The following is a 12120-nucleotide window of genomic DNA, read 5'->3' as shown; positions in this document are numbered from 1 at the left end:
CGGGGCGCCCGGAACCGGGCGCCCGCCCGCGTCACTGCGGCCGGGGGAACCCCGCGCGGAGCGCGTAGCCGCTCAGGTCGGCCCAGTCGTCGCCCGCGTGACTGTGGGCGGGGTCGAGGCAGCCGAGCGTGAGCGGCAGCGGGACGTTGTAGCGCGGTGCCTTGAGGTTCGGCGGGTTCTCGAAGTCCAGCACTTCGGCGAGGTTGCGCGCGGCGGCGTCGCGGACCGACAGCGGTTCCAGCCCCCACCGCCACTCGACGAGCTTCAGCACCGACGTGTGGTCGTACACCTCGTGCGCGACGGCGCCGCGCCGGGCGCGCGGCGAGATGAGCAGGCAAGGAACGCGGAAGCCGCGCAGTCCGGTGCCGAGGTCGGGGCGCGGGTCCGGGCCGGTGGGCGGCGGGACGTGGTCGAAGAACCCGCCCCACTCGTCGTAGTTGATGACCAGCAGGGTCCGTTCCCAGTTCGGGGACGTCACGACGGCCGTATAGACCTTGTTCAGGAAGTGCTGTCCGAAACGGATGTCGGCGAGCGGGTGCTCGTCCTCCGACAGGCCCGGCAGGAGTTCGCCGAGGAAGCCGGGCTCGACGAAACTCAGCGCGGGCAGGTTGCCGTTCTTGGCGTCGTTGTAAAAATCACCGATGTTGCGGCTGATGTCGAGGTGCTTCAGGCCCCACAGCGCGGTGAACGGCACGTCGCTGAAGTAGTAGCGGGCGGGGATCTTCTTCGCGGCGAGGCGGTCCCAGATCGTCGTCAGCTCGGAGAAGTTGAAGGTGTTGGAGATGCGGTCGGTCTGCGCCGCGTGCTGGAAGATCCGGTTCGGGAACGTGGACGACATGACGGCCGCGAAATACCGGTCGCAGACGGTCCAGTCGCGGGCGGCGTGGCCGTGGAAACCCAGGTCCGGTCCCTCGAAGTAGCCGATGGAGAACACGTCGTTGTGGCCGGCGCGCAGCCACCCGTCGCACTTGCCGTCGTTGTACTCGGTCCGGCCGCCCGCGTAGGAGTGGTCGGGGTCGTTGAATCCGCAGCCCCACGGGACGGTGAGGTGGTGCGTCGAGTGTTCGGCCCCGCTCGCGTCGGTGAAGGTGAGCCCGGCCTGGCGGCCGTCGGCGCCGGGGAGCCAGCCGAGATAGTGGTCGAAGCTGCGGTTCTCCATCATCACGACGACGACGTGGTCGATGCCGGATTCGGCCGGGTCGGGCAGCGCGCCGACCGGCGCGGTGTTCTCGGCGGCGCCCGCCGTCGCCCCGGCTCCCGCAGCCATGATCGCCGCGCCGGCCGTTCCCGCAAGAAATCCGCGCCGGGTCAGTTCGTCGATTCCCATACCTGTCCTCCCGCCGTGTTGGCCGTGAGCAGTATCACGACGCGCGTGGCCCAGGGGAAGAACGGCGGACGAGGGATGCGGGACGCAATATGAAATAGATTCATCCGGAAATCACTTGCGCCGGGGAACCGGCACGGTCCGTGAGCGGAATGCCGCGTTCAGTCGCGCGGCCGCAGCACCTGGTCCGCCCAGAGCCGCAATACGGCGTCCTCGATGGCCCGGTCGTCGCGGAGCACGCTGCTCAGCGCGAGTCCGCGCAGCAGCGCCAGCAACGACTCGTGCCAGACGTTGCCCGCGCGGCCGGGTTCGGCCAGGTGCGGGAACGCGTCCGACAGCAGGTCGTGGACCGCGCGGCCGATCTCCCGTTCGGCGGGCACGAGCGCGTCGCGCAGCGCGCGGTCGGTGCGGGCGGCGAGCCAGAGTTCGAGGCCCGCGAGGAACAGCGGGCCCGACATGACCTCGCGGAGCAGGGCGAGCGCGGCTTCGACGCGGCCCCGCTCCGGCGGCAGCGCGTCCGCCTTGCCGCGGACGTAGGCGACCTGGCGCTCGGCGATGTGGTGGATCGCCGCGACGAGCAGTTCGGCCTTGGACCCGAAGTGGTGCAGCAGCGCTCCGCGCGAGACCCCGGCGCGGTTCTGGACGCGCTGCAGCGTCGTCTCGGCGTAACCGTCCTCGACCAGGCAGGTCACGGCGGCGTCGAGCAGGGCGGCGCGGGTCCGCTCCCAGCGCTCCTGGCGTCGTCGCTCTGGCATCGCGCCATGTTAGCGTGCTAAAAAGACCGTCCGGACGGACTGTTTTTAGGAGGGCCCCATGCTCACCGTGGACCTCGTTCGGCGCGGGGCGGCGCGGTTCGGGCCGCGCACCGCCGTGCTGCACGGCGGCGAGTCCCTGACGTACGCGCAGGTCGACCGGGCCGCCAACGCGATGGCGCACGTCCTGTTCGCGCATGGCGTGTCCCCCGGCGACCGGGTCGGGCTGCTGCTCGGGAACGGGCTGTGGTCGATCCCCGTCGACTTCGCGTGCCTGAAGGCGGGCGTCGCGCGCGTCCCGCTGAACGCGCGGCTCGCCGCCGCCGAGCAGGCGCGGATGCTGCGGGAGACGGGCGTTCGCGTCCTCGTCCATGACGCCGCGCTCGGCGAGCGGGCCGCCGAACTCGCCGGGCTGCTCGACGGCCTGCGCACGATCGGCCTCGGCGCCGAGGGCGCGGCCGGCGGCCCGGATCTGCTCGCCGCGATGCGGGACGCCCGCACCGACGACCCGATGCTCCCGGCCGAGCCGGACGATCCGGTGCTGTTCCTCTACACGTCCGGCACGACCGGTCGACTCAAGGCCGTCGAGCACACCCAGGCGAACTACGCGGCGATCACCGCGAACATCCTCGCGAACCTGGTGTCGCCCGGCCGCGACTCGGTGATGCTGCACGCGGCGTCGCTGATCCACGCGTCCGGCACGTTCGTCCTGCCGTACTGGCTGCGGGGCGGGGCCGCGGCCGTGCTCGGCGGGTTCGATCCCGACGAGTACGCCGACGCGATCCCCCGCCACGGCGTCACCGAGATCAACCTCGTGCCGACGATGATCGGGATGCTGCTCTCCAGCGGCGCGGCGGGCCGCGCGGACGTCTCGACGCTGCGGACCGTCGTCTACGGCGCGAGCCCGATGCCGCGTCCGGTGATCACCGAGGCGATGGAGCTGTGGGGACCGCGTTTCGTGCAGTATTTCGGGCAGACCGAAGCGCCGCTGTGCATGACGGTCCTGGACGCCGAGGACCACCGCGACCCGTCGCTGCTGGGCTCCTGCGGCCATCCGGCCGTGGACGCCGAGCTGCTGCTGACCGACGACGACGGGATTCCGGTCGCCCCCGGCGAGATCGGCGAGATCCGCGTCCGCGCGCCGTTCGGCATGAAGGGCTACCACGACGCCCCCGAGCTGAACGCCGAGATGCTCGCGCCCGGCGGCTGGATTCGGACCCGCGACATGGCCCGCGCCGACGAGCGCGGCTACCTGCACCTGGTGGACCGCCGCAGCGACATGATCATCACCGGCGGGTACAACGTCTATCCCAAGGAGGTCGAGGACGTGCTGCTGGAGCATCCCTCGGTGGCGCAGTGCGTCGTCGTGGGCGCGCCGGACCCGACGTGGGTCGAGGCCGTGACCGCGTTCGTCGTCCCCGCGCCGGGCGCGCGGGTGGACGAGGCCGAACTCCGCGCCGCCGCCCGCGCCCGCCTCGCCGGGTACAAGGTGCCGAAGTCGGTGCGGGTCGTGGACTCCGTGCCGCTGTCCCCCGTCGGAAAGGTCCTGCGGCGCGCACTGCGCGATCCGCTGTGGGCCGGGACCGAGCGGGAGGCGCGCGCGTGAGCGTCCTCATCGAACGCCGGGGGCCGGTCACGCTGATCGGCATCGACCGGCCCGAGCGCCGCAACGCGGTGGACCGGCCGACCGCCGAGGCCCTGGCCGCCGCGTTCCGCGCCTTCGACGCCGATCCCGACTCCGTCGCCGCCGTCCTCTACGGGACGAACGGGACGTTCTGCGCGGGCGCGGACCTGCGGGCGCTCGGCACGCCCGAGGGCAACCGCGCCGAGCGCGACGGCGACGGGCCGATGGGACCGACGCGGCTGCGGCTCTCCAAGCCGGTGATCGCCGCCGTGTCCGGGCACGCCGTCGCGGGCGGTCTCGAACTCGCGATCTGGGCGGACCTGCGCGTCGCGGACGAGACCGCCGTCTTCGGCGTGTACTGCCGCCGGTGGGGCGTTCCGCTCATCGACGGCGGGACGGTCCGGCTGCCGCGCCTCATCGGGCAGAGCCACGCGCTCGACATGATCCTCACGGGCCGTCCCGTGGACGCGGCCGAGGCGCTGCGGATGGGCCTCGCCAACCGCGTCGTGCCCGCCGGGACGGCGATCGAGGCCGCCGTCGAGCTGGCCGCATCCCTCGCCCGGTTCCCGCAGACGTGCCTGCGCGAGGACCGCGCGTCGGTCCTGGACCAGTGGGGCCTGGACGAGTCCGCCGCACTGGCCGCCGAGTGGCGGCACGGCGAGACGTCGCTCGCCGCCGACGCACTCGACGGCGCGCAGCGCTTCGCCTCCGGCGCGGGCCGACACGGGTCTTTCGAGACCGGGTGAGACAACCGTCCGCTGGCTTTTCGGACAGAGCGTGCGCGGGGTGGGTTCGTGGCGGCGATGCCGCCTGGAGTGAAGGCCGGGATGTCGTCCGGTTCGTCCCTCCCGCGTTGCTGGATTCGGGTCGGGGCGCTCCGTACGATGACGGGCCGTGTCCGACGCTCCCGCCGCCTTCGAACTCCCGTCCGCCGGGCGCGTCGCGCTGCTTCCGGCCGTCGCGGTCCTGGCGTGGCTGGGCGTCGCCTGCCTGTTCGCGACGGCCGTCCTCGCGCTCGCGGGGACGCCGCGCGCGGCGGCCGGCTGCGCGGTGGGCGGCGGCGTGCTGCTGGGCGCGGCCGTCGTCGCCGTGCGGTCGCTGCGGCGGCGCGCGGTCGCGCGGATCGTGCTGGACGCGTCCGGCGTCCGGTCGCTGACCGACGCCGGGGAGACGTGCTGGGCGGTCTCGTGGGACGAGCTGGCGGACGTCGTCGTCGGCCCCGGCGTGCTCTCGCTCTTCCCGTTCGAGGGCTTCGCCGCCCGCCATCCCGAGATGTCCGGCATGTGGGCGGGCGACGGCGCGTACCGGATCATGTTCTCCCACCGGCTCCGCGCGTGGCGGGCGCTGCGGCGGGCCGTGGACGCGTTCGCGCCGCATCTCCGGCGCGGCCCCGGCGGATCGGGCGCGCTCGCCGACGTGTTCGCCGTCGCCCGGCCCCCGTTCGGGGTCGGCCGCCTGCTGCGCCGCGCCGAACGTGTCGCGCGGCCCGCCGGGCGTCCCGTCGAGCTGGTCGCGGGCGTCGCCGTCCTCGCCGGGTGGGGCGTCGCAGTGTTCGGGCACCGGGCGGCGCGCGCGTTCGCCGAGGCCCGCGACGCGGGCGTCGTGGACACGGGCACGCTGGTGCTCGTCGGCGTCGGCCCGCTGCTGCTCGCGGGGCTCCTGTGGCGGGTGTGGTCGGGCGGCCCGACCGCGATCTGGGCGCTGGCCGTCTACGGCCGCAACGTCGGCGCGCTGCTGACGGTCGGGCTCACCCTGACCTGGGCGGCGACGCAGGGCGTGACGGCCGGTCTCGCGGTGTTCCTCGGCCCGCGCCCGGCGGACACCGTGCCGTCCGCCGAGGAACTGCTCTTAGGCGCGGGCGCGCTGCTGCTGTTCCTGGTCGGCGCGCTGCTCCACCGCCGCCGCGTCTGGGCCTGGGTCGCCGCCCACGAGTGAGCCGCTTGCGACGAGCTTTCCCATCCGCGCGACACACGCCGGGAACCCCGGCTCGTTCTGGCGCACCGGGCGTTGTTCAGATGCCGAGGCGGTCGCGGACGGCGCGGTCGAAGGGGCCCGCGGGGCGGCGGGCGATTCGTTCGCCGAGCAGGGTGCGGGCGGTCGTGGTGCGGCCCGCGCGGACGGCTGCCTCGATGAGCGTCTGCTGGAGCACGTCGCGTTGGGCGTCGCTGCCGCCGGTGCGGCGCAGGGCGTGGCGGACGGGCATCATCAGGTCAACGGCAGCGTCGTAGTCCTTCTGCGCGAACGCGGCGATTGCGCGGCACACGGGCAGGCCGACCGCCCCCGTGACGTCCCGGTCGTCGGGCAGTCCAGATCCGGCGTCGCCCGTCGCGTACGCCTCGCGCGAGCGGATCAGCGCGGCCAGCGCCGCCTGGTCGTCCGCGCCGGCGAAGCAGAGCGCGGCGTGCCAGTCGTTGAACGCGTACCACGGGTCGGCGGCGCGGTCCCGCCACGCGTCGGCGAGCGTCGCGAACCGTCCGCCGACGTCCACGCCCGCCAGGTGCAGCCGCCACAGCAGCGAGGAGCCGTTAAGGATCTCCAGCGCGCTGCCCGCCGTCCGCTCGGGGGCCAGGTCGGCGTCGTAGGTCGCGAGGACGGCCGCCGCGTCGCCCGCGTCCAGCCGGAACAGGCAGCGGTGCCAGGTGAGGTGGAGCCGCAGGTAGTTGTCGCCGTCCCAGTCGGCGCGGCGGCCGTCCAGCCAGGCGGCGCCGTCCTCGGCGCGGCCGCGCTCCTCGAAGGTGTGGGCGACGGCGTGGACGGCCCAGACGTTGTCCGGGTCGAGTTCGGCGGCGCGGCGGCCCAGGCGTTCGGCGTACTCCCAGTGGCCGTTCTCCTCCGCGCCGAACGCGTACATGCCGAGCAGCCACGGGTAGTGCGGGTCGTCCTCGGCGAGGAACGCCAGAACCGCCCCGACGCGGTCGCGGAGCGCCACGGCGTCGCCGCGCAGGAAGTCCACCTGGTGCCCGGCGGCGAGCGCGACCATGTCGTGCGGGTCGTGCTCGGACAGCCGCGTCAGCAGGTCCGCCGCGCCGCGCAGGTCCCCGGCGAGCAGGCGGTCGGCGGCGTCGAGGTGGCCGCGCTCGCGTTCGGTGAGCGGCAGCCGCGCGCACCGCTCCCGGGCGCGGCCGAACGCGGCGGCGGTCTCGGCGGCGACCCCGGCCTCGGTGCTGAGCGCGCCGATGTACGCGTCCAGCGCGGCGGCGAGCGGGAACGCGTCCCCCGCCGCGAGCCACGGCGCGACCGGGTCGAGCATTCCGTGACGGAACCGCATGAACCGGGTGACGGCGTCGTGCAGCGCGTCCACGGCGGCCGCGTCCGGCGCGTTCAGCGGCGATCCGTACCGGTCGGTGAGCATGGGCGACGATCCCCTTCCCCGCGTGGTCCGTGCATGGCCCCCCTCCGGCACCCTAGGCGCTCATCCCGCCCGCACGACCGAAAAGCCCGGACCCGGCATCGCCTCCCCACCGCGCGCGGTGCGAGACGCCCCGGTCCTCGAAGCAGGCGGCGGTCTCGGCGTCGGCGGGGTAGTAGGACTCGATGGCTACCTCGTCGAGGGTGATGTCCTGCGGGGTGCCGAAGGTGGTGATGGTGGAGAAGAGGCGAAGCTCGCGGCCGCCGTGGCGGACGAGCATGTGGATCATGACGTCGGAGTCGGCGGGGGCTTCGACTGCTCCGGGGGCCAGGAGTTCCTCGTAGAGGGCGGCGAGTCCGGGATCGGGGGCGGCGGCGAGCTGGCGCCTCACCCGGGCGCGGAACACCGCGCGGACATCGGCGATGTTGACGACGAGGCGGGCGAGCCCGCGCGGGTCGAGGCCGAGCCGCAGCAGGTTGACCGGCGCCCGGAGCAGTTCGGGGTCGACCTCGGCGAGGAACGGGTCGACGGCGCGGTTGGCCGTGATGATGTTCCAGCGGCGGTCGAACGCCAGCGCCGGGTACGGCTCGTGCGCGCGGAGTACCCGTTCGACGGCGTTCCGGGCGGCGGACAGCGCGGTGTCGTCGAGCGGCCGTTCGGCGTACCGGGGCGCGAAACCGGCGGCGAGCAGCAGGCGGTTGCGGTCGCGGAGCGGCACGTCGAGCTGGTCGGCGAGCCGCAGGACCATGTCGGCGCTGGGGTTGGACTTACCCGTCTCGACGAGGCTGACGTGCCGGGCGGACACGTCGGCCGCGATGGCGAGGTCGAGCTGGCTGAGCCGTCGGCGGTGCCGCCACTGCCGCAGGAGTTCCCCGACCGTGTGCATGGTTCCCGAGCGTACTCATCGCGGCGCCGGACGCCATGAAATGGGATTTCATCGACAATCCACCGAGGCCGCGGAAACACTGCGGGCATGACCAACAAGGACATCGTTCAGCGGGCGCTCTCGGAACTGATCACGACGGGCAGCACCGAAGGGCTCGCGCCGCTGCTCAGCGACGACTTCGTCCACCATCGGCCGGACGCGACCTCGTCCACCAAGAAGGAATGGCTCGCCGCCGTGGAGGCGGCGCTCGTCCCGCTCGCCGGCATGCGGGTCGAGATCCGGCACGTGCTGGCCGACGGCGACCACGTGGTGCTGCACACGCGGCGGCGGCTCCCGGACGGCGGGCCGGAGATCGCGGTCGTCGACATCTGGCGGGTCGAGAACGAGCTGATCAGCGAGGCGTGGGAGATCATCGAACCGGTGGCCGACGCCGCCGCGAACCTCACCTGGTGGGAGCCCGCCGGCCGCTGACCGGAGCGCCCCCGTTCGCCGCACCGAGGGGCGAGGGACGCGTCGCGCCGGGCGCCGGGGCACGCCCTAGACGCTCACCCCGTGTTCCAGCAGTCCCGTCAGCACGCGGGGCGGGGTCAGGGGCAGTTCCCGGTAGCGGACGCCCGTCGCGTGGAACACCGCGTTGCCGATCGCGGCCGCCGCGCCGACGATGCCGATCTCGCCGATGCCCTTCGCGCCCATCGCGTTGAGGTGGGCGTCCGCCTCGTCGATCCAGAACGCGTCGATGTCGCGGACGTCCGCGCACGCCGGGACGTGGTACTGCGCCAGGTCGTGGTTGAGGTAGTCGCCGTACTCGTCGTCCATCACGCCGCGTTCCATGAGCGCCATGCCGACGCCCATCGTCATGCCGCCGACGAACTGCGACCGGGCCGTCTGCGGGTTGAGGATGCGGCCCGCCGCGAACACGCCGAGCATGCGCCGGACGCGGATCTCGCCGGTGTCGACGTCGACGGCGGCCTCGGCGAAGTGCGCGCCGAACGCGTGCCGCGCGTAGCGAGGACGGCCCTTGACCTCCTCGGCGGTGTCGACGACGGCCTCCTGCGGCAGTTCGCCGCCGGACGCGCCGAGCGCGACCAGCAGCGCCTCGCACGCGCGGACGACCGCGTGCCCCCAGCTCGCCGTGCCCATCGACCCGCCGGCGAGCGGGGCGCGCGGCAGCGAGCTGTCCCCGATCTCGACGGTCACCGCGTCGGGCTCGGCCTTCAGCGCCTCGGCGGCGACGACGGTGAGGACCGTCCGCGCCCCGGTGCCGATGTCGGCGGCGGCGAGCGAGACGGTGAACGTCCCGTCCTCGTGCGCGCGCGCCCGCGCCGTCGCGGGAACGGTGATCGCCGGGTACGTCGCCGCCGCCACGCCCGTCCCGACCAGCAGCCGGCCCTCGCGGCGGACGCCGGGCCGCGGGTCGCGGTGCGCCCACCCGAACCGGTCCGCGCCCTCGCGCAGGCACGCAAGCAGGTTCCGGGAGCTGAACGGCAGCCCGGTGTCGGGGTCGGTCTCGGGCTCGTTGCGAACGCGCAGTTCGACGGGGTCGAGCCCGGCCGCGTACGCCAGCTCGTCCATCGCGGACTCCAGCCCGTACATGCCGGGCGTCTCGCCGGGCGCGCGCATCCACGACGGCGACGGCACGTCCAGCCGGACGAGCCGGTGCTCGGTGCTGCGGTGCGGCGCCGCGTACATGTGCCGGGTCGCGGTGGTGGTCTGCTCGGCGAACTCGCGGACGTGCGAGGTCTGCTCGACGGCGTCGTGCAGGATCGCCCGCAGCCGCCCGTCCTCCGCCGCGCCGAGCCGGAGCCGCTGGATCGTCGGCGTCCGGTACCCCACGGCCGCGAACATCTGCTGCCGCGTCATCGCGAGCTTGACGGGACGCCCGGCGGCGCGCGCGGCGAGCGCCGCCAGCACCACGACGGGCCGCGGCGTGCCCTTGGAGCCGAAGCCGCCGCCGACGTGCGGCGCGATGACCCGGACGCGCTCGGGTTCGAGGTCGAAGACCTGCGCGAGGGTGTCGCGGACGACGACCGAGCCCTGGTTGGAGTCGTGGACGACGAGCCCGCCGTCGGACGTCCACGCGGCGAGCGTCGCGTGCGGCTCCATCGCGTTGTTGTGCTGCGCGGGCGTCCGGTAGGTGACGTCCACCCGGACGGGCGACGCGCCGAACACCTCCTCCGGCTCGCCCGACCCGGTGTCGGTGTCGAACCCGCCGTTGACCTTCTCCGGGTGGTACAGCCCGGGATGGTCGGCGCGCAGCTCGACGTCGATCTCCTCGGGCGCGTACTCGATCTCCAGCAGCCGTTCCGCCTCGCGCGCGGCCTCCAGCGTCTCGGCGACGACGACCGCGACGAGCTGCCCCCGGTACGACACGTGCCGCGACTGGAGCACGGCCAGCTCGCCGTCGGAGACGGGCTTGACGGACGGCGGGTCCATGCAGGACAGGACGGTGATCAGCCCGGGCACGTCCGGCGCGCGCACCGACAGCACCTCGCCGCGCGCGATGTCGGACGACACCGCGAACGCGTACGCGACGTCCTCGGCGGGGTACTCGTACGCGTACAGCGCCGTCCCGGTGATCTTCGCGCGTCCCTCGATCCTCATGACGCCTCCCCCGCGAGGTCGGTGAGCACCGCCGCGACCAGGTTGACGGCCAGCGGCACCTTGTAGGCGTTGCCCGGCAGCGGGTCGGCGGCGGCCAGCTCCGCCTCGGCCGCCGCGCGGAAGCTCCCGGGCGTCGCCGGGCGGCCGCGCAGCGCGTCCTCGGCACGGTGCGCGCGCCACGGCCGCGGCGCGACGCCGCCGAGCGCGATCCGGCAGTCGCGGACGGACCCGCCGGACACGTCGAGCGCCGCGGCCACCGACACCAGCGCGAACGCGAACGACGCCCGCTCGCGGACCTTGCGGTACCGCGCGGGCATCCGCAGCGGCGCCGGCACCTCGACGCCGGTGATCAGGTCGCCGGGCGCGAGCGTGGTGTCGCGGGACGGGTCGTCGCCGGGCGAGCGGTACAGCCGCTCCAGCGGGACGACGTCCTCCCCGTCGGGCTGCCGGACGCGGACGCGCGCGTCCAGCGCCGCCAGCGCCACCGCCATGTCGGACGGATGCGTCGCGACGCACTCCGGCGAGTGGTCGAGGATCGCCAGGTTCTCGTGGTCGCCCTCGATCGCCGGGCAGCCGCTGCCCGGATCGCGCTTGTTGCACGCCTTGCTGATGTCCTGGAAGTAGGGGCAGCGCGTCCGCTGCAGCAGGTTCCCGCCGACCGTCGCCTGGTTGCGGATCTGCCCGGACGCGCCGGACAGGAGCGCCTGCGACAGCAGCGGGTGGTCGGCGCGCACGCCGAGGTCGGCGGCGAGGTCGCTGTTGCGGACGGCCGCGCCGATGACGAGGCCGCCGTCCGCGCGGTGCTCGATGCGGTCGTAGGGCAGCCGCGCGACGTCCACGAGCCGCGCGGGCATCGCGACGCCGAGCCGCATCAGGTCGACCAGGTTCGTGCCGCCGCCGAGGTAGGCGACGGCCCCGTCGCCCGCGGCGTGGCGGCGCAGCGCGTCCTCGGCGGTCGCGGCGCGCTCGTAGGCGAAGGGCCTCACCGGGCCGCCTCCCGCACCGCCGCGACGATGTTGACGTACGCGCCGCAGCGGCACAGGTTGCCGCTCATCCGCTCGCGGATCTCGTCGTCGTCCAGCTCGGGCTCGGCGGCGACGTCGCCGGTCGCGGCGCTCGGCCAGCCGTGCGCCGCCTCGCGCAGCACGCCCGTCGCCGAGCAGAGCTGGCCGGGCGTGCAGTAGCCGCACTGGTAGGCGTCCTTCTCCAGGAACGCCTCCTGGACGGGACTAAGCCGTTCACCGTCCGCCAGTCCCTCGACCGTGACGACGTCCGCGCCGTCGTTGGCGACGGCGAGCGCGAGGCAGGCGTTGGCGCGCCGCCCGTCGAGCAGCACCGTGCAGGCGCCGCACTGGCCGTGGTCGCAGCCCTTCTTCGCCCCGGTCAGGCCGAGGTCCTCGCGGAGCAGGTCGAGCAGGGACGTCCGCGTGTCCACCGTGAGCCTGCGCAGGCTCCCGTTCACGGTCAAGGTGATGTCGGCGCGCACCGTCGGCAAGGTGTCCGCTCCTCCACTGATCGACATTTCGCCAGCGTATGGCTACGCGAAGTGCGTTCCCGGCGGCTTGGTCGCCCTCTTGCCAACAA

General features: G+C 74.2%; 11 protein-coding genes. 4 read left to right on the top strand and 7 right to left on the bottom strand.

Going from position 1 to position 12120, the window contains the following annotated elements:
- Positions 1-31 precede the first annotated feature (31 nt).
- The gene (locus tag G339_RS32710; protein ID WP_019630132.1) at positions 32-1327 is read right to left on the bottom strand and encodes an alkaline phosphatase family protein; all 1296 of its coding nucleotides are present in this window, start codon (positions 1325-1327) and stop codon (positions 32-34) included.
- Positions 1328-1485: 158 nt separating this feature from the next.
- Positions 1486-2079, bottom strand: coding sequence for a TetR/AcrR family transcriptional regulator (locus G339_RS0105760; RefSeq protein WP_019630131.1), 594 nt, complete (start codon positions 2077-2079; stop codon positions 1486-1488).
- Between the two features lie 58 nt (positions 2080-2137).
- Here G339_RS0105760 and G339_RS0105755 point away from each other — a divergent pair, with 58 nt between their 5' ends.
- The 3 genes from G339_RS0105755 (at position 2138) to G339_RS0105745 (ending at position 5635) form a co-directional block, all read left to right on the top strand.
- Positions 2138-3682, top strand: coding sequence for an AMP-binding protein (locus G339_RS0105755; RefSeq protein WP_019630130.1), 1545 nt, complete (start codon positions 2138-2140; stop codon positions 3680-3682).
- Positions 3679-4446, top strand: a complete 768-nt coding sequence (locus tag G339_RS0105750) for a crotonase/enoyl-CoA hydratase family protein (protein WP_026341170.1) — start codon at positions 3679-3681, stop codon at positions 4444-4446. Before G339_RS0105755 ends, G339_RS0105750 begins: the two co-directional genes overlap by 4 nt.
- A gap of 148 nt (positions 4447-4594) precedes the next feature.
- Complete coding sequence (locus G339_RS0105745; RefSeq protein ID WP_019630128.1) at positions 4595-5635, top strand: hypothetical protein; 1041 nt, start codon at positions 4595-4597, stop codon at positions 5633-5635.
- Between the two features lie 76 nt (positions 5636-5711).
- Here the strand turns inward: G339_RS0105745 and G339_RS32705 are convergent, their stop codons facing one another.
- Positions 5712-7052, bottom strand: a complete 1341-nt coding sequence (locus G339_RS32705; protein ID WP_019630127.1) for a tetratricopeptide repeat protein — start codon at positions 7050-7052, stop codon at positions 5712-5714.
- Positions 7053-7104: 52 nt separating this feature from the next.
- Positions 7105-7935: a helix-turn-helix domain-containing protein gene (locus tag G339_RS32700; RefSeq protein WP_019630126.1), complete on the bottom strand. Its 831-nt coding sequence runs from the start codon at positions 7933-7935 to the stop codon at positions 7105-7107.
- A gap of 87 nt (positions 7936-8022) precedes the next feature.
- On the opposite strand from G339_RS32700, the gene G339_RS0105730 reads away from it, so the two are divergent.
- A complete protein-coding gene (locus tag G339_RS0105730) occupies positions 8023-8406 on the top strand; it encodes a nuclear transport factor 2 family protein (RefSeq protein ID WP_019630125.1) in 384 nt (127 codons plus the stop codon).
- 66 nt (positions 8407-8472) lie between these two features.
- On the opposite strand, the gene G339_RS32695 is transcribed toward G339_RS0105730, so the two are convergent.
- Genes G339_RS32695 through G339_RS0105715 form a run of 3 tightly spaced genes read right to left on the bottom strand, consistent with a single transcriptional unit; the run spans position 8473 to position 12058 of the window.
- On the bottom strand, positions 8473-10536 hold the full coding sequence (locus G339_RS32695) for a xanthine dehydrogenase family protein molybdopterin-binding subunit (protein ID WP_019630124.1): 2064 nt from the start codon (positions 10534-10536) through the stop codon (positions 8473-8475).
- Positions 10533-11522 carry an FAD binding domain-containing protein gene (locus G339_RS0105720; protein WP_019630123.1) on the bottom strand — a complete coding sequence of 330 codons (990 nt, stop codon included), beginning with the start codon at positions 11520-11522 and terminating at the stop codon, positions 10533-10535. Before G339_RS0105720 ends, G339_RS32695 begins: the two co-directional genes overlap by 4 nt.
- On the bottom strand, positions 11519-12058 hold the full coding sequence (locus tag G339_RS0105715) for a (2Fe-2S)-binding protein (RefSeq protein ID WP_205625487.1): 540 nt from the start codon (positions 12056-12058) through the stop codon (positions 11519-11521). The genes G339_RS0105720 and G339_RS0105715 overlap by 4 nt, the downstream gene beginning before the upstream one ends.
- Between the last annotated feature and the right edge of the window lie 62 nt (positions 12059-12120).

It is taken from the genome of Actinomadura atramentaria DSM 43919 (assembly GCF_000381885.1).
GTDB lineage: Bacteria > Actinomycetota > Actinomycetes > Streptosporangiales > Streptosporangiaceae > Spirillospora > Spirillospora atramentaria.
The sequence above is the reverse complement of the archived record's forward strand: the minus strand, read 5'-3'. Positions and strand labels throughout refer to the sequence as shown.